Consider the following 21093-nt stretch of genomic DNA (forward strand, 5'->3'; position numbering starts at 1 on the left):
CCAAATTTTAGGGTTTTAGCACCAATCGAGAAAAACTGCCGCCAAGGAAACGTCCTATCGTCTTTACCGTAGCCATGGGATCCCTGGCAAATCTATCCGCCAACTGCCCTAGCGTATCCACAGGAGACGTCAGGAACAGCCACCACCTCGTCTTGAGACGTTCCTTCGCAACCAGATTCATCAGCTGCTCAGGTGACCAAAGAGGCGTTTGAAGCTGGGATTTCTGGATGATCAAATTGTCCCAATCGAAACCGGGCACAAGATAGCCTTTCTCCTTGGCTATATCGAGCACTTCAGACCCAGGATAGGCTGTCAGCAACGATGCGTGCGGGAACACCTTGATCTTTCGACAAAAGACAAAACTATCCCGGATCTGATCGAGGGTTTCCACTGCATCCCGCGCAATGTTGCCCACAACGAGGAAGGTTCCGACTTCCATTCCGTGACGTCGAATCGCATTCACCACGTCCGGCACTTTAGCCACCTTGACCGGCTTGTTGATGATGTTGTCGAGAACCCATTGATTTCCCGACTCGATCGCAATGTTGACGCGGTAGCATCCGGACGCCTTCATTTTCCCCAGAATCTCATCATCCAGCAGCCATGGCGACACCCCGTTCGGAGTATCCCAATGAAGCTTGTACCGCGCCCCTATCGCGTCAAACAGTTCTCCGCTGCGGCGCTGCTTGGCAATGATCTGATCGTCTTCGAAGAATAGCTCGTCGACGCCGTACTTGTTGACGAGTTCGTCGATCTCGCCCAGCACATTCTCAATGGAACGCATCCTCGGGCGACGAGTGAACACCTTGAAGGCGGTACAGAAGTTGCATCTGTATTGACAACCGCGCGAGGTGATCATCGACGCAGCACGTTTGCCCTTGCTGGCTCCGCCATGCCTGACGCCGGCCGTGAAATACTTTTCCATGGGCAGCAAATGTCGGGCCGGATACGGCAGGTCGTCCAGGTCGCTCATTTGCGTGGTCTTGTCGATGACAACCATTTCACCCGATTGATCCCGGTAGGCCAAGCCATCCAAGGTGCGCAAATCGCCATCGGCCTCGATGCAGCGAAGCAGGGGAACAATCAGGTTGTCCCCTTCCGCCAGCACCGCCACGTCAACGCTGGGATCGGCCATGACCATTTCCGGTGCAGAAGTCGGGTGCGCCCCTCCAAAAATGACGACGATTTCCGGATCGACCTCCTTCACCACTTGCGCTACACGATGCGCATTTTTTCGCTGGGAGGTAAACATGCTGGTAACGCCCACAGCGTCGGGATTTTCCCTGCGCACCACGTCCTGAATCTGCTCGAACGTCAGCCCAACGAGAATTTTCTCTTCATTGATTCTGGATTCCTGGTCCCATCCTTCGATAAACGCATCGAGAATGCTGACGCCATATCCCTCTCGTTCCAGCATTGCCGCTATATAGCCCAAACCCAAGGGCGCATTCGGGTTCATGTCGCCCCGAAGATTGTTGGAAAATGCCGGTGGCTGGATCAGGAGTATTTTCTGAATCCGGGGGCGATGCCTGATCGATGCGGCGGGAGACAGCACTTTTTTCGGAGCACTGTTGCACGATGAATCCCCGCCTGCGATCTGAATGACTTTATTGCCCATAATATTTTCCTTTATCCCGAGAACTACCAGACAGCCTCAGAAATCCAGTCTAAGAATGATGCACCACTACGAAAGGGCATTGAGGAAAAGGTGCGCATATTTCACCACTTGCCTTCGTGAAATGCCAACCTCCGCTCCTGCCTCGCCATCCGGCTGTGGATGGTATTTCGGGCAAGCATAGAGCTTGCCTCTCACCAATTCAACCACTCAATGCGTATGGAATTGCTCGGACAATAATTGCCGCCAACGCGGAAGTTCAGGGTCAAGAACAAAGAAGTTCTTACGGTCTCCCGGCGCGCGCGGGTGGGATGCAGCGGAAATCAGCGCGCTGGCCAGCTCATTTTCAGTACTAGCAAATATGACCGTTTCACACCCGCGTAGCGGACTCAAATTGAGGGAATTCGGATCAAGCAGGGAAACCACGGGTACGCCAGCACAATAAACATCGACTGCCGCCGATGTGACGCAACTTGTATAGGCGACATCACACTTGGCCAACAGTTTGGAAACCGGCTCCATTGTTACCGACATTCTGAGGCCGGGATAGTCAGCTGGCTGAACCGGGCAGTTGGGATGGGGCTTGACGTTCACAACCATATCGGACGGCAGATACTGCGCCGCCTTCTCCAGCAGACGCATCTGCTTCCTCGTATTGCGTGGCAGATACTCTCCAAGGACCAGCACCCGCAGTGGACTTTCCGATGGCCGAAAACCAAGAGGTGCTTTCGCTCTGGCTTCGGCCAGATGGAGAAAGCGCAAGGCTTCGACCTCCACCAAATCACCTTCCGGATAGTCACCGGTTAGATAGGTATCACGCGCGATCGCGCCATTGAGCGCAACTTGGTCCGGCAGTGGTAGTTGGTTATCACCGGTACGCGTGTAACAGGATCGGTCGAAAAAATAGCGAAGATCCCAGTACCTGATCGTCGAATGTGGTGACCCGATCAATCGACCATGCCCCAGCGCCTTCCACGCATGTACGAGTGCAAACTCCCACCCCTGATTCTCCTGTAGATACACTCCTATGCGTTGCTTCGGCAAGGACCTCATTGCCGATTCGAGCAGATTGAGAAAGAGGACATTACTCATGGAAGTTTGACCAGACATCGACCATCTCCACTCCTTCCGGAACATCGGTGAGAGATCAAGCCGGCCAGCTCTTGGCATGTTGCGAGACAACCGCACACGCCATCCAGTCCAGCTTAGCCAAAGCCAATCGCGCAGCGTCGCGAGAATAACGCCAATATCTAAAAATGCATCGAGGGTGACATGGGTCTGGCCGCTATGACATGCTTTGTTGAGTCGACCAATGACATCGGCCGCCTTCGCAGCGGTCGGCAGTAGCGCATCCTTTACATACAGATGAAGCCAATTGGTTTTGCAACCCTCACGTTGTAGAGTATCCGGTAGTTGCGCCCAGTAACGGCTCTCAAACCGACCTTCTTCCACCGCATCGGGAACCATATTATCGAGATAGGAAACGAAGGCCATCGTGCCCTGAGTTTCTCGCCATTCCCGTAGACCTATACCCCGTAGCGGCCATCGGTCAACCAAATGGCGCGCCAACCATATCAATGCCTGCACCGGCTGCGGCATCGAACAGTACAATCGCTTCAACCAAGATCTGGACTCGGCTGCCCGAACCATATGCCGCCACTCGAAAGACGCCCCAATCGTGGCGCACCACAGCCGCACCGAATCAGCAAGACTCCTGTTGGAACTGGCCAACACAACACGGCCAAACGAATGATCGCTTGCCCACTTCTCCAGAGCCATCAAACGAATCGCATTATCAATCTGCGGTGACTTGCTGTAATTGCATTTTTCCGCAAACAGGGTCATCCACCAATAGCTGAACCCGGGCCGGAGTTCAAGATGATCGACCAGGCGTCGGCCTTGAATGTGCGTCTCGCCGAGTTCGTAGACCCACGCTAGATATCTCTGGCGAAGATCATCCGCGTTTTCCTCTACCAACTGCGGGATTGAAACAACCTCCGGTGAAGCTATAGTTGCAAAGTCGCGCCAAAGCACCGCCGTCCAACTGCCTGCTGGCGGAGAACCTTCCGCATCCCAGACAAACAGTGTCTCTAATCTGTTTCCGCTCTTCTTCAAACTACGTTCGGGCATTCAAGTCCTGCATCAACCTTTCAACCTTCTTCAGGTCGTCGAGAGTGTCGACCGCCTGGGTGCTGTGCTTGGTTGGCGCCATGCGCACCTTCATGCCATGCTCAAGAATCCGCATCATGTCTACAGACTCTGCAATCTCAAGAGGCGTCGGCGCCAGTCGAGTGTATTCCAGAAGGTAATCGCGGCGAAACGGAATAATACAAACCTGCTTGCCCATGGGAACCTTGCCAACCTTGCAACGGGTCGGAATCGGCTCCCGAGAAAAATACATCGCATTTAGATTGAGATCGCACACCACCTTGATGCAGTTGCGGTCTTCGAATTCAGTGGCGTCCATTATCTGGCCCAACAGGTTCACCACCTGGATAGCCGGGTCATCCAGCATCGGCTGTACAGCTTCGGCGATCATATCGGGATGCGTCATTGGTTCGTCACCTTGCACCATCACAATGATGTCGTAGCGCACATTGTTCGCCTGCTCCAGTTTTAGCAGCGCTTCGGCACAGCGGTCGGATGCCCGCTCATAGGTATCGGCGGTCATGACCGCAACGCCGCCGATCGACTCGATGTAGTCAAAGATTTCCTGATCGCAGGTTGCTACTGCCGTCATCGCCAGCAACGGCGACTTCGCAACGCGCTCATAGACATGGCCGATCATCGGCTTGCCGAGAATCGGCGCCATCGGCTTGCCGGGAAAACGGCTGCTGCCCATTCGGGCTGGAATGAGGGCGAGAATGTTCATGCAAACTCCATCAAAGTAATTATCGAGGCCTACCGGCCCTGGCTGTGCCACGCATCCCCGTGGCGCCAGCGCCGACTATCTGCAAAGAACCCATCTCACGGCTTGCGGCACACCGTCATCATGTGCGAGCTCCACCCCGACAACGCTATCAACTGTTGCCATTCGGCCTTTTCATCGTCAGAGGCGACGGCAACAAACGTCTTCCAGAAGCGATCTTTTATCAAGGATTGATTGTTCGCAAGGATATCCATATCGAGCTTACCCGGTGTGGTCACTTGCAGGCATTCGAAGCCCAGGCGCACCAACAGGCCTGCTACGGAGCGAGGGTTAAAAAAATTGAGATGATGCGGCGGGCTGACGGATTTCGAATCTTCCCACAATGCCTGGATGTCAACGCCAGTTCCGGAGAGGGTGGTAAAAACGAAGAGGTCGCCGGGCGCCATCAACCCCTGCAATTGCCGAAGGAATCTTGCCGGATCATGCAAATGCTCGAACAACTCGAAACTCAAGAATGCCTTCGGTCCGGCGGGAAGGTCCGCGGCTTCCACATCCTCAAGAAACTTCTGAATGACCTGAAGCGATTTATCTCGGCAGGCTGCGGCAAGCAGCGGTCCGGGTTCGATAACGACCGGCGTCTGTCCATGAAAATCTCTCATCACCTCGGCAAAAAGGCCATAGCCGCCCCCGATATCGACAATAGTGTACCGTCCGGCTCCATAGCGATCCAAGGTCTCGCGGATCAATCGGGCCTTCGGCTTCCAGAGCTTTTCCAGGCGCGCATCCGCCGTTTCCTTGTAGAAGGTTGTCGCCCAGAATTTCGAAGAAGGCGATTCTGTGTAGTACTTTGAAAATGCGTCGGCGACGGGCCGCGGATTCACGAAAAGTGTCTGACAGCGAGGACAGGTTTGATAGGAAAAGCCATTCTTCGTGAAGGCCGGCATGCCCTCGCCCTCACAAGCGGGGCAATTGCCGGTTTCACGTCTTGCGTTCCTGAAATAGGTGCCGGTATCCTCTCGCGCAAGGCGTAGGTACTCGTCGAAGACGTCTTTGGGGCGGATCTCTTCTTCCTTCATAGATAGCCTTTGACCATGTCAAAAATCACTTCGTTTCCCCGGCTGGTGTAATGAACGGCATCGTACGTAAGCGACTCGTCGAAATCGGGGAGGTCGACAACCTGAGCGCCGTTGATCGAGCGGTTGAATTCATTCGACTCGGTCAGTGCAAAGAAAAAGGAACTTGGACGCAACCGTTCAACGCGGATTCCCGGATCGACAAGCGGGCTGTTGATGACCACAGTAGGTTGCCGAACCACGGTTGATTCAATACATTGTCGGTAAGTGCCGTCATAAGCCATCGAGTACAAGGGAATCTCGTCGCCCCTCGATGAAACGATGTGTTGCAAAGCATAGGATTTCGCGACGCCCTTGCCGACCAGAAACTCCACCTGCCTAATAGCATCCTCCAGAATCGACTGCTTCTTGGGGGTAAAGTCGACGAAACCCATGTTGGTCACGATCTGGGCCGGATTCAGCCTGTTGAGCGTAATGAAGTTGATCAAGGTCGCCCATGTGGTCAATTCAAGCGGTCGACAGAGCGAAAGGTAATAGCCGCCAGCACCTGATATCCACCCGGTCAGTTTGTCGGCAAGTGAGCCCTCGAATCCTCCGCTGACACCCCGGGAATCGAGGAAGATCAGGTAGTCCAGCTTTCCCCGGCCGCCGTTGGAGCGCACATCGAAGTCACGCCCCGCATGCAACCGATCTCCCGCAAGGACCAGAGGTCCGAAGTTCGGACAATCGATCTCAATCGACTCCATGACTGACAACACTGTTCAACATCACCGCATCAATTGAATAAGCCAGAAACCGGTAGCCCTCGTCAAGCCGGCGGTTAAGTTCATCCCGGGAGGGCGCCACGACATGGAGGCCGGCGGGTACAGCATGGGCTTCCGCAAGTGCACGAATCTTCTCCATCACAGCACAAAACTCTGGATGATCAAACTGCGCAGTCAGTCCCATTGATGCCGACAGATCATAAGGTCCGATCAGTATGGCATCCAGTCCATCGACCGCAAGAATGCCCTCCAGATTCGCCACGGCGCGATGATGCTCGATCATGGCCACCAGCAGGGGGGCTTGCGCCTCCTCGCGATAGGCATCGAAGTGCTTGCCGAAGAGATTGGCCCGCGAGAAGCCGACGCCACGGGTTCCGGCCGGAGGCCAGCGACAGGCATCGCGCACGCCAGCCAACTGCTCCGCGCTTTCGATCATGGGCACGATCACCCCGCCGGCACCGGCATCCAGTGCCTGCTTGCAATCCTTCGGCTGACCATGGGCGAGGCGTACCAGCGGCAAGGTTCCGCCCAGTTCGAGCGCACGGAACAGGTCCGGCAGTTGATGGATGGCAACCGCCCCATGCTCCATATCCACGGCCACCCAGTCATAGCCGCCCTGCCCCATGATTTCGGCGATAGCCGGATGCGGGATCTGCATCCAGCTGCCAATGGAGTGGCCGCCGCTTTTCAGTTGTGCGCGGATTTCCCGGACGGCTTTCAATCTATTCATGGGTCAGATTCTCGAACATCGGGCCGGCAAAGCGGTCCTGAAGGTCCCGGTTAAAGAGGGTACGGCGCAACAGGAAAGGAACGTCGTGGTTTTGGGCGGCAATCAGGTCGGTTTCCGCATCGCCCACCATAATCGCCTGGCTTGGATTCAATTGTAAATGGCTTAAAACATCCTTTAGTGCATCAGCCTTTTTTTTCGGCGCGCCATGAATCTCACGGAAACAATGGGTTAGGTCGAGCGCGTCAAGAATTTGCTGAATCTCGTCCTGAGGGGTAGCCGAAACAAGAACGAAGTACTGTCGGGTATGGTGATTCGCCAGATACTCGCGAACGCCTGGAACCCATGGCGAATCGATCACTGCTTGCATGGCGAGGGCGGAAAAATGTTCGCAGAACTCACGCACCCGCGCGTCTGTCGCCGGCTCCTCCACCCAGGCGAGGTAAAGCGGAATCTTCTCAAAGCGTGAAACCCCGCCGTTCGCCTCATGGTGTTTCCGGACCCGCGCGGCAACGGCACAGCCATAGGGAAGAAATAAGGTCTCGAACGCATCCGACTTCGCCTCGACAGAGTCCTTGATGACGCCGTCAAAGTCCCAGAAAATGAGTGAGGCCGCTGACAAGAGTTTGCCTATGTCAATTTGACGCGCAGTACTCATGATTACGAATCTACTGCGCGCGCCAATCTTGAACGAATTGGCCGTGCCGGATTGCCAACACATACGGTCATCGAAGGCAAATCGCTTGTTACAACGCTGCCGGCACCCACCACACAACCTGATCCAATTGTTACACCCGAAGTAACGATCACGTTCGCCGCCAACCATACATTGTCGCCAATCACAATTTTCCCCCGGCGATGGCCTTGCTTGCGAATTGGCACGCTGGCATCGGCGAACTCATGATCCGACGCTCGGAGCACTACATTCGGGCCGATCAATACATCGTTGCCAATGACTATTTCGCCACTCGCCGCACCGATCAATACATTGTGGTTGAAAGAACAATACGATCCGATACTCAGATTTCCACCTTCGTTGGCATAAAGGTAGGAGCCGCTCATGATGGAAGTTCCTTCTCCAATTCGTATGGCGGCAAAACCCATAATGACCAATTGCGCATCGAAACGCACCCCTCCACCACAATATGCAAAACGACTTCTCCAGAAAGCGCGACGAAGGTATTGACCACCCATAGCGGTTGGCCAAGGGCTCAGAAACGCATCAAGTGCTAAACGCAGTCGATCAATCAGCCACATCAGACATTGGCAAAAAAGCCGGCTCTGGTAAGAAAGCGCTTCTGTCGTCGATCAATCTTATCTGCCTCCGCGCACATGATCGATCAGTTGCAACAAGCCTTGCCCTAAATCCACGTGCATCGGCGGTACATACTTCCGGCCGAGTTTCGGCTGATAGGCATAGGGTGTACGTACATAGTGGCCCGGCTGGTCGCCTGCAACGAATTCCACGGCGTTCGTGAGGCCCAGTATCTCGGCAAGCATCTCCAGCAGGTCGAGTACGCGCATCGGCTCCTGCCCCGTCAGCACGACGCTCTGGTTGCGGAACTCGTCGCCGAGTGCCGCCACGCTGGCCCGCGCCGCATCCTCGACATGGATGTATTCGCGCAGGGTGTCGGGACTGCCCTCGTATCGCAGCACGCCAGTTTCCAATGCGCCCCTGACGATCCGGTACAGGCCGTTGGTTTCGTCGGCGCGCGGCCCATAGAGCGATCCATAGCGCAGGATCGTGTAGTCAAGGCCATAGACGCGCTGGTATTCCTCGACATAATGCTCGGCAGCCTGCTTGCTGCAGCGATAAAAACCGCCCTCGCGGCTGTAGACATAGACGGTGCTGGCGTAGATGAAGCGTTCGACACGGTGCGCGCGGCATGATTCCAGCACCTGGGCGTTGCCGAGCACGTTGATCCGCACAGTTTCCAGGGGCTTGTCGAGTGCCTGGTTGAGATCGGCCAGCGCCGCGAAGTTATAGACGTAGTCGGCCCCCGCAATGGCGTCATCGAGCTTGCGGGCATCCAGCAGATCACCGATGACCATTTCCTGGTCGCCGTTCAGCCAGGGCGAAACTTTCTGGTCGTAGATGCGTACCCGATGCCCGGTCGCGCTAAGTGCATCCGCTACATGGCTGCCGAGAAAACCGGAACCGCCGATTACGCAAACATTTTTCACGTCACAACCCCTGCCTTTGCACTTCGTATTCGTCCGGCGGCACGAGTCCCTGCAGCATCTGTCCGGTCAGGAACCGGATGGCCTCCTCGGTCGCCTCTATTTCCATCCGCATGCGGCAGTCTACCGACATCGACCCCATGTGCGAGGTAAGCAGGCAGCGGTCGCTCCGCACCAGGTCGCCGGCATAGGGCTCCTGCTCGAACACGTCGATGGCTGCGCCGGCCAGGTGCCCGGTGTCGAGCACCTGTGCCAGATCGTGTTCATTGACGATACCGCCGCGCGATGTGTTGATGATAATTGCATCCTGCTTCATCTGCAGCAACTGCTCGCGCCTGATCATGTTCTTGGTCTGGGCCGTCAGCGGGACGTGCAGGGTGATGACGTCCGCGCTGCGATAGATATCCTCCTTGCCGACCCATTCGATCGCCGTGTCCCGTTCCGGCCGGAGGTTTGGCCGCAGATCATTGACCAGGATGCGCGGCCGACCGAAACCGCCGAGGCAATCGAGCACCTGCCCGCCGATGCGGCCGGCGCCGATCACGCCGATGGTGATTTCGGCAATGCGACGCCCGAAGTAGCGATGCCATTCACCACTATGCATGCGGGCATTGACTGTGTGGATCGAGCGTAGCAGCGACAGCATCAGGCCAATCGTCAGTTCCGCCACGGCCGGAGCCGGCGCATCCGGCGTGTAGCTGACCTGGATGCCACGCCGCTCTGCCGCCAGCAAATCGACGCTGTCCAGGCCGATGCCGACGCGCGAAATCAGTTTCAGGCGGCTGGCACGGCGCATGACCCGCTCGGTGATCGGCTCGGTACCGGCAATCAGGACATCGAAATCGGTCACCATCTCCGCAAGCTCCTCTTCCCTGAGCTTGCGTCCGATCGGATTGACCAGGTATTCGATGCCGGCAGCGTCGAGTTGCTCTATCGGCAGGCGGTTCTTGTCTCCGAAAGGCACGGTGGTGATCAGCACCTTGGGCATGGGGGGCTCCTGTCATTCAATGAATAATCCTCCGGGTGGCGCTGCATCCAGCAACCAGTTTGCATTCAGCACCAGCCGCGCCGGCAGGTTGTCCGCATCGGCCGGATCGAGCATGGCCATCTCCCAAACCCGCGCCTTTGCAAGACCGGTGGCCAGCACAAATACTGTTTTCGCCCGCGCGATAACCGGGGGAGTGATAGTCAGCCGTTGCGGGGGCGGCTTGGGTCCGACCACCGGTACCACGCGGCGCAGCCGTTCGTGCAACGCCGGACTGCCGGGAAACAGCGAGGCCACATGTCCGTCCTCACCGACTCCAAGCAGCAATACATCCAACTGTTCCGGAAGTATCTGCTCATAACGGCGTGCCGCAGCATCGTGGTCGGGTGTGTCGGCTTCCATGCGGAAAACCCGACAACCGGCGGGCAGGCCGTTGCGGAAAAGCGTCTGTCTTGCCATGTCGTAGTTGCTGGCAGGATGGTCGGCGGCGACGCAGCGCTCATCGCCGAAATAGAACGCTATGCCCGCCAACTGCCGAAAATCAGGCATCGCAGCCCAGGCCCGGTAAAGACTTCCCGCACTGCGGCCGCCCGTGAGCATGACGCTGCATTCGCCACGTTCGCGCAAGCCGGCGGCGACCCGCTGCTGGACGAGGCCGGCTGCGGCCTGCGGCCAGACGTCAGCAGGAAACGTCCATGCTTGGCCGTTCATGGCCCGCCCCCGGTTGCCGGCCATCCACCGACACTACCGCGACGCTTACCACATCGGATAGATGTCATCCGGCCGATCCTTCTTTTTTCTGTCAAACAGTTGCCGAATCCATTCAACGAGTTTCTTTATCATGCCTTGACCCCAGAACAATACCGCTGATCTTGTCGGCGATCACGCCATAGCCGGTTCCGTTGAGATGAACGGCGTCCGTAAACAGGCCGACGCTTTCCGCCGCCATTTCCTTGAAGACAGGGTGGTAGGTGATTCCCGCAAACTCAGACAATGCCGAATCCAGCCTGCCGTATGCTGCAACCATGTAGCGATCAAACGTATCGTTGATGCTGTAGAAGTGGAAGTTGCGTGCCTCCGCGCCATCCCTCCCGTACGAATAGTACGGCTGCAGGATGCAGTGGATCTCGATTCCCCGCGCCGCCGCGACTGCAACGAGTACTTTCAGCCAGGCGAGATAGTTTTCCACCGCCACGGCTGCCTGCGCATCGACATCGACCCCGCCCGTCGCAGCGGCAGATGCCTTTGCCGCCTGCTGTCCGCCCGCGACACGATAGACGGCACGGGCGATCACTGAGTGCCGCAGCATCTCGCGCACCAGCATGGTCGCACGACGGCGAACATCCGGGGCGGTGTCGAAATGTTCGTCGATCGCCTGTGCATATTTTCTCTCGCCATAAAAGGCCAGCGCATCCGCACTGGTCGGGTAACCGTGGTAGTCAAACGGCAAGGCCAGGGCAAGGTTGTTGGCGCCATCGAACAGCAGTATCCGCTTCGGCCTGATCGCATCGAGATGGCGCAGCAAGGTAATCACTTCCTGCTCGATGTTCCAGCCGGGAATCGCCAGGTTGATCACATCGGCCAGGTATTTCTCGCGCAGGTGGCCGCTGACGTTCCAGGCATTGCCCGGGCTGCCAACGCCGAAGGCTGCACTGCCACCGACGAGGATGTTTTCGCATGGCCGGATGGCATCCAAGTAGCCGTACGGGGCGATCTCGAACCTGCAGGCGACATCCTGATTGTCCGGGAGGTTGTAGTAATGCTTCGACAGCGTGACGCTGAACGTCCCCGGCTGCAGGGTGTACATGTTGTACCTGGAGAACCGGAACTGCATGCCCCGGGTCCGGCGCGACAGGCCGAAGTAGATGTCGATGGCGAAAGCCAGGAGAGCGACGGCGATGATGAGTTGGATCATGTCGATAAGCAGGAGTGACCTGAATGGGAGGCCGCGGATTCAGTCCAGCACGAACTTGCTGCGCCACTTCTCGTCGGTTTCCACATAGTTCTTCTGTTCGTTCTTGTAAATCACGAAATCTTCCAGAACCAGCACATCCATTTCGGTGCGCATGAAACAGCGATAGCTGTCCTCGGGGGTACAAACGATAGGTTCGCCGCGCACGTTGAACGAGGTATTCACGATCACCGCGCAACCCGTCTTTTCGAAAAACTTCTCGATCAGGCGGTGATAGCGCGGGTTGGTCTCGCGATGGACCGTCTGTACGCGCGCGGAGTAATCGATATGCGTCACCGCTGGAATCGTCGACCGGGGTATGTTCAACTTTTCGATGCCGAACAATCTTTCGTGCTCCGCGGTCATCGGAATCCTCAGGTCGGCGGCGATGGAAGCAACAATCAGCATGTAGGGGCTGTCTTGGGCCAGTTCGAAATAGTCGCGGGCTTTCTCCTGCAGCACGCTCGGGGCAAACGGCCGGAAGGACTCGCGCTGCTTGATCTTCAGGTTCATGACCGACTGCATCTGCGGGTTGCGCGGATCCCCCAAGATGCTTCTTGCCCCGAGTGCGCGGGGACCGAACTCCATGCGTCCCTGATGCCAACCGACCACCTTGCCCTCCGCCAGCGCGGTGCTGGCAACATCCAGTAATTGTTCCAGCTCATCGTACTGGTGGAACGTCGCTTTGAGCGCGGACAGGGTGGTACGTACGCTTTCGTTGCTGAATTGCGGACCCAGATAGCTGCCCTTCATGCGGTCGCCGGCTGCTGGCCCGGCGTACCGTTCTGCCGCTCTCTCGGCGTAGTAAAAATCCATGGCGGCGCCCACCGATCCACCGGCATCCCCTGCGGCCGGCTGGATCCACATCCGCTCGAAAATTTTTTGCTGAAGGATGCGGCCGTTACCCACGCAATTGAGCGCCACTCCGCCCGCCAGACAGAGATTAGCGCTGCCGGTAGCCTGTTTCGCGGTCTGCGCCAGGCGCAGCATGATTTCCTCCGTGACCTCCTGTACCGACCTGGCGAGGTCCATCTCCCTCTGGGTCAGTTCGCTTTCGGGCTTGCGTGGCGGCCCGCCAAACAGGTCATGGAACTTCTCGCTGGTCATCTTGCTGCCGATGGCGTAGTCGAAATATTCCATATTCAGGCGAAAAGTGCCGTCCTCCCGGATATCGATCAGCTTTTCCTTGATCAGGGCGACATAGCGTGGACTGCCGTAGGGGGCCAGCCCCATGACCTTGTACTCGCCGCTATTGACCTTGAAGCCGGTGTAGTAGGTAAAGGCGGAGTAGAGTAGGCCAAGGGAATGGGGAAATTCCACTTGCATGATCTGGGTTAGCGATTTGCCTTGCCCATGCCAAATTGAAGTCGTGGCGAACTCCCCGACGCCGTCCATGACCAGAACCGCGGCATCAGAAAACGGCGACGGATAGAAAGCACTGGCGGCGTGAGAGCGATGGTGACAAATATTCGAGATTCTCTCCTTGGCAATCTCGCAGCCGAAATGCGCACGGAACTCGTCGCACAGCCGCCGCTTCCAGTAAAGCTCTCCGCCGAGCCATTTGGGCAGCACGCGAAAGGAAAAGGGAATGCTGCGGGGAAAATTGTCCAGAATCGTTCTGGCGATTCTTTTGAACTTGAGGCTGGGGCTGTCATAAAACACGACCCGATCCACCTGATCCATGCGGATTCCGGCCTGCTCCAGGCAGTAGCGGATCGAATTCGCGGGAAAACCCGGATCGTGCTTGATTCTCGTGAAGCGCTCCTCCTGGGCGGCGGCCAGCAGGTTGTCGTTTTTCAGGAGCGCGGCGGCGGCATCGTGATAACCACCGGATATTCCTAATATATACATGTTGGCTCTCGTGTTAATCGGGGTAGCAGCTTCATTTTGCCCCCGGCACCTTGCGCAGAATCGCTCCGATCTCGCCTCTTTGTAACCCGATGAGCTGCGGTACCAGCAGGATCACCACCGCAACGAGAGCGGTATAGACGAACCCGTCCAGGATCAGCCGGGCCAGCCTTGACATTGCAAACGTCGATGTCGATGTGGAACTGGCGAGCGAGCATAGCAGGAGGGTCGTGGGCACGATCAACTGGTGAGCGAAAAATTTCCAGAAATTCAATGACATCAAACGGACGTTGAACCACAACCCGACATTGACGAAGATGAACTGCGTTAGAACGATCTGCAACGACAGGCCGGCGGCACCCAGACCCATCCCCCCTGATTCAGTCGGCAGCACCAGCCACAACATTAGCGGCAATCCAGTGAGCGTGCCGACAATGCCGATGTTGCGGTAGAGCCTCGTCTGGCCGGTCGCATAGTATACGGAGCCACTCAACTGGCCGTAGGTCTGGTGCATGGGATAAAGCGTCAAGACTGCCATGACCAGCGATCCCTGTTCCCAGGCCGATCCTCCCAGCAGCCAGACTACGTCTGCGGCATGGCAGGCGATGAACACAGAGAAATAGGCTGCCATCGTATAAGACATCGGAATAGCGCGGCGAAACATCGCCGCCATCCGTCCCATGTCTTTCAAGTCCCAAGCCACAGCGAATTCACGGGACAGAAGCTGAGTCATGGCACTGGTGAACAGGAAGCACACGGCGCCAACCTGGTAAGCCAGTCCGAAATATCCTTGTTCAGTGGCCCCCGCTTGGGTCTGAAGTACCCAACGATCCACCAGTACACCCAACGTGCATACTGAAGCATAGGCAAGGAGGGGGTGCGAGTAGTCCCAGAACTCGCGGGCATAGGCGCGTTGAGGTTGCGCCGGCGGCGTCCCGGCAGGCGCCAGCGCACGGCGCTTCAGCAGGTGGGTCAGCAACGCAACGGCTAGCAGCAGTGCGGCGATCTGGTAGAGGAAGTAGCCTTCCAGTCGCAGGCCAAAGAGCCAGATGGTCGCCGCCAGCGCTGAGACTGCCACCACGCGCGCAGACGCATAGAGCATTTCCCCCCGCACCGTCAGATGCCATGCATCCACCATCTTGCGGGTGATGTCCAGCCACCAAGTGATGACGGCAAAGCACGCCGCCAGACCGACCAGCATGGGCCCCTCTCCGGGCCATACCCGCTCGCCGAGGGAGGTGCCCGCCAGAAGTGTTGCGCCGCCGATCATCAATAGCGATGCGCTCAGGAACCATTTTCGGTAGAACACGACCAGTCCCGCGTCGCCCGGTCGTTGCGAGAGGCGGGTGTAGAAGCAGGTTGATGTACCCGCGTCGAAGTAACCCTTGACCTGCAGGAAGAAGCTGGTGAGGAACTCGTAGCGACCGTAGCTCTCCGGACCCAACGTGCGGGGAACCAGGCCTAGGACCACCATCCCAGCCACAAGGCTGACCACGTTGCCAGCTAATTTCGATGCGTACTGACGAGCGAATTTCATCCGCTAGCGTGCTCCATCGAGTACAGCTTCAAATTCGCGCGCCCACTGTTTTGCCCAGTCCGGCGAAAAATTCGCGTAACACTGAACAAAATCGTGCCGGGCAACTTGAACCTCTGGCTTGCGCCACCAGCCCTCGATGTCTTGACCCAAACCGGCAATGAAACGCGCGGCATCCTTGCCAGAATGATGCAGAACACCGACCCGTTGCAATGCGTCAATTCCCGCACGGGTCTCGTCACGATAAACATAGGCCGCAGGGTTATAGAAAACAACCGTCGGAATATTTAAGCCCAACGTTTCCAACCACGCTGTTCCGAGATAGTTATGCACCACCAGACGGGATGAGGAATAAGCCGCGAAAGGGCCGAGGCTTTTGTCGAATCTCGCTTCAGGCGCTGCCGCTCGCATTGATTCAACCGCACCCCAACCGTAATCGACATTAAACGGGCGAACAACCAGATTCGACCGGTCCGGGTACTCCATGAGAAATTCGCAAGTGTTGCGATGCATGATCTCGATGGTTCCCGGCATCGGCGCGAACGTCATCCGGAATGGCATCCGGGGAAGGTCAAGGCAATTCAACAGTATCTGCCCGCTCGATGGCTTGCGCTTGACGGACGGCATTGCCGGGCTAAGTGGATGCACGAATGATCCATCGCGCCTCCAGCCCCACGTATAGAATCGATCGGAAACCCGAATCTCATAATTTTCCACAACGAGTTGCGGGTCTAGTCCATACCCCCCTCCATGTTGGTGATACAGAAGGCGGGTTCCCTCTTGGCGCCATTCGGCCATGAGAATCTGGAAAGTGGGGTGTGCATGCAAAGCATTGGCGCTGTATACGGCTTGCGGTCTCGGTAAAGGCAGACTGAGGACAGCCTCACGATAATCCTCAAACCCTTCGAGCAATCCGATCGGAATATATAGGGGCAAGAGAGTCCCGACAAGTTCCTCAAAATTACGAGGAGGTGTTGGCAACTCTGCAGATCGTCTCTTACGCCAGTTCCAGTTGGCAGTGGCGGCAACCGATATTGGATACGTCATATCGTCCCGCGCGATCCAGTTCCGCCAACGCCAAAGTGTCCACATAGACTCCTGGCGCGAGCACTTGAAATATGGTTGTGTCAGTAGTACCTTTGGCTTGCCGGTCGAGATACCTCGCAATATTTTGTGGACACCACGATATCTTCCACCGCTGCTGGTGTAATCCGAGTCCTGAGCAACCGGCCAGCTTTCTGCCGACCCTCCCTCCAGCAACCGCGCTACCGCGCCACGGAGATGACGATGCCAACCGATGTCTACCGTCATTTGTTGGGCATGCTTTGTACTCTTGACTATCGGTATCGGATCGGAGTCGGCGGGTATGCTGCCCGCCAATACCTCGCGCCACGCCGTATAGATATTATGTGTGAGATTTTCAAGCCACATTCCCGCGACGAGGTCATGGTATTCGATCGGGCGCGATACGCCATGAAACTCATCGAGTAGCCGCTTCAGGCGGGCCAGCAACGCGGGCCGCAGACGACTCGTTGCCTCTAGGCCAGTTGCGACAGCCTCGGCGTCCCAGACGAATGACGGCGAACTCATCGACAGCTCAAACCTTTCTTACCTGGTAGGCCAAGTAGCAGTTCATCCCGTCGATCCGAAAATACTCGTTCGAAAACAGCAGGTAGAAAACTACGAGGTAGGGGTAGCAAATGCTCATCCACAGGAATTTAGCGAAGGTTCTGAGCTGCCCCGGAAGGAAGCCGAAAAACCTAATTAGTGGCTTGAGAAGCGGTCGGGTCTGGATGTCATAGACCTTCCATGCGAAAGCACTCAACCCGGAATGTCGTGCCTTGATTTCAAATCCATGGCGCGGGAAAAATCGCTCCCATTCCTCGGGCGATTTTGCGAGCCGGGTGATTTCGTCGTAGCGGCCATTGTCCATCCGGGAAAAATAGGCGCCAAACATCCCGGGAAAGGCCTGCGCGAGACGGTGGCAGATGAACGACGGCTTGAACTTGGCGTCGTACAGCAGAATCAGCATGGATCCGCCGGGCACCAGGACGCGCGCGGCTTCGCGAATCGCCGCTTCGTGGTCGTTCAGCCCGTGAGGGGTGTAGTAGAAAACCTTCGGCACCGAGGCCGACGACAGCGGAAGTTTCTCGTAAGCCGCCACCTGGCAGTTCTTGGCGAAACCGATTTCCCTGATTTTCTGCACATGGGATTCCTTGGCATCGATCGCCAGCGTGATATCCGGGCTGCTCAAGGAAACTGCGGGCTGCAACACGTCGGCCCGGTGGCTGTCATAAATGTCCTGCTTGGAAAGATCGGTCAGCAGGTAGCGATCGAACCGGAGCGGAAAGGATCCGCCGTGCATTACGTAGCTGAACACGCCATCGCCCGACCCGATCTCCACCACCGGCCCGGACCAATCGAGACGGTGGAGAAGGCTGGACGTCAGCGTGTCGTTGACCGCGTCGTGGGGTTTCAGAAAATATAGGCTGTGATAGCGCCACAGCCGGGTAAGCACGAACAGCAAATGCTTCACAATGATTTGTGGAATACCACGTAGCTCGTGCCCAGTCCGTTGTACCCCCTGAACAGCTTCCCGCCGACCTGGCTCAAATCGAAGTCCCGGTTTTCCCGAGCCTTGAGCACGATCATTTCCAGCACCCTGAGCAGCTCGCCATTCAGGTCAGTCAAGTGTTGATTGATGTAGCCCGATACCTCGCCAACCAGAGTGGCTACGCCGCGTTCGACATCCTTGAGCTTGTTCCGAACCGCACCAAAAGTTTGATCGCTCGAGTCGCGGGCCTGAAGTATCTCGTTGAGGCCCTGGAACAGCGATTCAATATCATTGCCGACTTTCGGCAGTCGCTCGGTCAGTTCGCCAAAGACGGCAGAATCTTCGTCTTGTGCATAAAGCCACCGCAATCGCAGCATTGAAAAATACAGTTCATAGACTGGCGAATCCTTGGGAATCAGCTTGAAGTAGGGAGAATCCACAACGAATGGCAGGTCGACGTTCGGCCAGCCGGAATAATATTCAAGGCCGAAGCGCGACGTCCACGAAAGCAGCTTCTGGGTGGATATCCCGATGTAGTGAGGATTGACCAGATAATCATTGATGACGCTGTCGGCAGTGCGGCCGCCATACTTCACCGACCGTTCGATGTGCTCAGCAAAGCAGGCCTTCGCGATGCGAAACACTTCCGCGTCCGACTTGTCCGAGTTGGCCAGTACGATCGCACGATGCAGCAGGCGCTGGATCAGGCCCGAGTCCTCGATGTAGCCAAGGATGACAAAACCCCCTTTGCGGCTGGCGTCGGCCATCCGGCGCAGCATGTTTTCCTGGTCCGGCACGTGCGCAATGACGCCGAAACTCGCCGAGATGTCGTAGGCCCCGGATTGAAATGGATAGGCGTCGATGTCGCCGACCGAAAAAACAGTTTGGGAAGATAGCCCAAACTGCTCCCTCAGGTCGTTCGCCCGCGCAATCGATATATCGTTGAAGTCGAAGCCCTCGACGTTTGCGCCCCAGTTGGCAAGGACAATGTCCATTTCGCCGGTGCCGCAGCCGAAATCGATGACCTTCTTCCCGTGAAACAGCTCCGGAGGGAATTTCAGCTTGTGAAAGAAAAGGTTGAACTGGCTTTGCTGGTACTTGGCGAGTTCATCCTTAGACTCAATGCCTATTTTGGAGGGGCTGACTTTCTGAAATGCGGTCAGTACCTCTTGTTTGAATTCCTTACTCATGCTCGAACTCTCTTCAGGATCAGATGGTCATTCAGGATTACACCATCGAGACCGCTGTTCTCGAGCACGAATACGGCCTCGGCAGGCGTGTTGACGATGGGATGTCCGTGCAGATTGAAACTGGTGTTCAACAACGCGCCGCGTCCCGTCAGCGTTTCGAAGGCTTCGAGAATGGAGTAGAGGTCGGGGTTGGTATCCCGATGCAGGATCTGGGCGCGGGCCGTCCGGTCGGCTGGATGACAGGCTGCGATCATGGCCTCGTAGCCTTCGGCGGTGGTGTCGAAGCCGATGGTCATGTGGGGCGATTCGAGGTTCTTCGGATTCAACAGGTAGCGATGAACGTACTTGTCCATCATCACAGGGGCGAAGGGCATCCAGAAATCGCGACTCTTGACCGCGGCGTTGATTTTCTCCTTCACCCTGAGGTCGCTCGGGTCGGCCAGTATCGACCGATTGCCCAGCGAGCGCTGGCCGAATTCCATGCGCCCGGCGCAGCGGGCGAGTATCTTGCCGTCGCGGAGCAGTTCCGCGATCCGCATGGGTGTGGGCGAAGGTGACACCTGGTACTTCGAGGAATCGAGCCCGGCGATTACTGCAGCCTCCTGCTCCGGCGTGGCTGACGGGCCAAGGTACAGGTGCGGCAGGGACGCTACGGCGCGAGAATCCCACGGCTTTCCCGCCTCGCGCGCCAAGTCTTCCGCGAGGCAGATGCCGGCGCTGATGGCCATGGATTCGTCGCTTGCCGAGCCGCCGATGAACAGGTTCTCGACGCCGGGTAGGGCCGCGATCTTGCCCATCGCCTTGATGTTCATCGCCACCCCGCCGGCGATCACCACCTTGCCGATGCCGAATTTGGCGACAGCGTTCTGCACCCACTCGGTCAGCAAGTCCTCGACCCAGGTTTGCAGGGCAAAGGCGATGTTGTCGAAGCGCACCCCTTCCAGCCGCTCCCTGAACCAGAAATAGCTGTCGGTCGGCTTCTCCCGCCACTTGAATTCGATGCCGTCCACAAAGAGCGTGCTCTTGAAGACGTCAAGCGCCTTCTGGGCGTGCTTCGCCTTGCCGTAGGGCGCCAGCCCCATCACCTTGAACTCATGCTCGTTCGGCTTCATTCCGAGCAGCAGGGTCATGTAGCGGTAGATACGCCCGATGTTGGCTTCGTTGGTTTCAAAAGCCCGCGTGTACCTGCCGACTTCGTCAAACACCCCGATCGTTGCGTTCAGGTTGTCACCCAGCCCGTCGATGGTCAGGGCAAGCACCTTTTCGCCGCGCCAAGGCGAGGCGTAATAGGAATATGCGGCATGGCAGCGGTGATGTTCTATACGCCTCACTTTCGCCACAGGAATGTTCAGGAAATCGGCAACCATCCGTTCACGATCGCGCGCATATTTCTGATTCCTGTCGGGAGCGTTGAGGTTCTCCTTCCAGTAAGTCGCGGGATACATATCCAGCGTAAGGCGTTCGCCGAAGAGCTCTGTTAACGACGGCAAGGTGGCGCTCTTGTCCACCAGATAGGGTCGCCAGCGTAGGAGTTGCTCTTTCAGGTAGTCCTCTGTCGTCCATTGGCTGCGCCTGACGACCAGATCATCAAAGGGCGCGACAAAGCTCGCGATCGCTACGGCGTCGAGTTCCTCCGGCACGATTCCGGCTTGGTCAAGGCAGTAGCCAATTGCGTTCCGTGGAAACACTTCATCGTTCTTGAGCCGGGTGAAGCGCTCTTCGTGGGTCGCCGCCGCTACTTTGCCGTCGGTGTATAGGGCGGCGCTGGAGGGAAGATTGAGATACAGGGATAGGATGTTCAT

The 21093-nt window shown here is 57.0% G+C and carries 18 protein-coding genes; all 18 read right to left on the reverse strand.

Annotated elements, in window-relative coordinates; all coding sequences use genetic code 11:
- Positions 1–7 precede the first annotated feature (7 nt).
- The 18 genes from SUTH_RS16695 to SUTH_RS16780 all read right to left on the reverse strand — a co-directional run bounded on the left by SUTH_RS16695 (position 8) and on the right by SUTH_RS16780 (position 21093).
- Positions 8–1618 (reverse strand): B12-binding domain-containing radical SAM protein, encoded by a 1611-nt coding sequence (locus tag SUTH_RS16695; RefSeq protein ID WP_084207465.1) that lies wholly within the window; start codon positions 1616–1618, stop codon positions 8–10.
- 207 nt (positions 1619–1825) lie between these two features.
- Positions 1826–3745, reverse strand: coding sequence for a TIGR04326 family surface carbohydrate biosynthesis protein (locus tag SUTH_RS16700; RefSeq protein ID WP_084207466.1), 1920 nt, complete (start codon positions 3743–3745; stop codon positions 1826–1828).
- Entirely contained in the window at positions 3732–4487 is a 756-nt protein-coding gene (locus SUTH_RS16705) for a 3-deoxy-manno-octulosonate cytidylyltransferase (protein WP_041100868.1), read from the reverse strand. Before SUTH_RS16705 ends, SUTH_RS16700 begins: the two co-directional genes overlap by 14 nt.
- Before the next feature lie 95 nt (positions 4488–4582).
- On the reverse strand, positions 4583–5560 hold the full coding sequence (locus SUTH_RS16710) for a class I SAM-dependent methyltransferase (protein WP_041100870.1): 978 nt from the start codon (positions 5558–5560) through the stop codon (positions 4583–4585).
- A complete protein-coding gene (locus SUTH_RS16715; protein WP_041100873.1) occupies positions 5557–6303 on the reverse strand; it encodes a hypothetical protein in 747 nt (248 codons plus the stop codon). Before SUTH_RS16715 ends, SUTH_RS16710 begins: the two co-directional genes overlap by 4 nt.
- Positions 6290–7051 (reverse strand): HpcH/HpaI aldolase family protein, encoded by a 762-nt coding sequence (locus SUTH_RS16720; RefSeq protein WP_041100875.1) that lies wholly within the window; start codon positions 7049–7051, stop codon positions 6290–6292. The genes SUTH_RS16715 and SUTH_RS16720 overlap by 14 nt, the downstream gene beginning before the upstream one ends.
- Positions 7044–7706, reverse strand: a complete 663-nt coding sequence (locus SUTH_RS16725) for an HAD family hydrolase (RefSeq protein ID WP_070099387.1) — start codon at positions 7704–7706, stop codon at positions 7044–7046. The genes SUTH_RS16720 and SUTH_RS16725 overlap by 8 nt, the downstream gene beginning before the upstream one ends.
- A gap of 2 nt (positions 7707–7708) precedes the next feature.
- On the reverse strand, positions 7709–8305 hold the full coding sequence (locus tag SUTH_RS19155) for an acyltransferase (RefSeq protein WP_084207468.1): 597 nt from the start codon (positions 8303–8305) through the stop codon (positions 7709–7711).
- Between the two features lie 57 nt (positions 8306–8362).
- Positions 8363–9232, reverse strand: a complete 870-nt coding sequence (locus SUTH_RS16730; protein WP_041100877.1) for an NAD-dependent epimerase/dehydratase family protein — start codon at positions 9230–9232, stop codon at positions 8363–8365.
- 1 nt (position 9233) lies between these two features.
- On the reverse strand, positions 9234–10217 hold the full coding sequence (locus tag SUTH_RS16735; protein WP_041100879.1) for a phosphoglycerate dehydrogenase: 984 nt from the start codon (positions 10215–10217) through the stop codon (positions 9234–9236).
- A gap of 12 nt (positions 10218–10229) precedes the next feature.
- Entirely contained in the window at positions 10230–10949 is a 720-nt protein-coding gene (gene pgl, locus SUTH_RS16740; RefSeq protein WP_052473734.1) for a 6-phosphogluconolactonase, read from the reverse strand.
- A gap of 88 nt (positions 10950–11037) precedes the next feature.
- Positions 11038–12129 carry an SGNH/GDSL hydrolase family protein gene (locus SUTH_RS16745; RefSeq protein WP_041100881.1) on the reverse strand — a complete coding sequence of 364 codons (1092 nt, stop codon included), beginning with the start codon at positions 12127–12129 and terminating at the stop codon, positions 11038–11040.
- 39 nt (positions 12130–12168) lie between these two features.
- Complete coding sequence (locus SUTH_RS16750) at positions 12169–14016, reverse strand: carbamoyltransferase family protein (protein ID WP_041100883.1); 1848 nt, start codon at positions 14014–14016, stop codon at positions 12169–12171.
- Positions 14017–14047: 31 nt separating this feature from the next.
- On the reverse strand, positions 14048–15550 hold the full coding sequence (locus SUTH_RS16755) for a lipopolysaccharide biosynthesis protein (RefSeq protein ID WP_041100885.1): 1503 nt from the start codon (positions 15548–15550) through the stop codon (positions 14048–14050).
- Between the two features lie 3 nt (positions 15551–15553).
- Complete coding sequence (locus tag SUTH_RS19160) at positions 15554–17137, reverse strand: LIC12162 family transferase (protein WP_084207469.1); 1584 nt, start codon at positions 17135–17137, stop codon at positions 15554–15556.
- Positions 17138–17144: 7 nt separating this feature from the next.
- On the reverse strand, positions 17145–18065 hold the full coding sequence (locus tag SUTH_RS16770) for a methyltransferase domain-containing protein (protein ID WP_148312962.1): 921 nt from the start codon (positions 18063–18065) through the stop codon (positions 17145–17147).
- A gap of 14 nt (positions 18066–18079) precedes the next feature.
- Complete coding sequence (locus SUTH_RS16775) at positions 18080–19291, reverse strand: class I SAM-dependent methyltransferase (RefSeq protein ID WP_041100893.1); 1212 nt, start codon at positions 19289–19291, stop codon at positions 18080–18082.
- On the reverse strand, positions 19288–21093 hold the full coding sequence (locus SUTH_RS16780; RefSeq protein WP_041100895.1) for a carbamoyltransferase C-terminal domain-containing protein: 1806 nt from the start codon (positions 21091–21093) through the stop codon (positions 19288–19290). Before SUTH_RS16780 ends, SUTH_RS16775 begins: the two co-directional genes overlap by 4 nt.

It is taken from the genome of Sulfuritalea hydrogenivorans sk43H, from assembly GCF_000828635.1.
Lineage (GTDB): Bacteria > Pseudomonadota > Gammaproteobacteria > Burkholderiales > Rhodocyclaceae > Sulfuritalea > Sulfuritalea hydrogenivorans.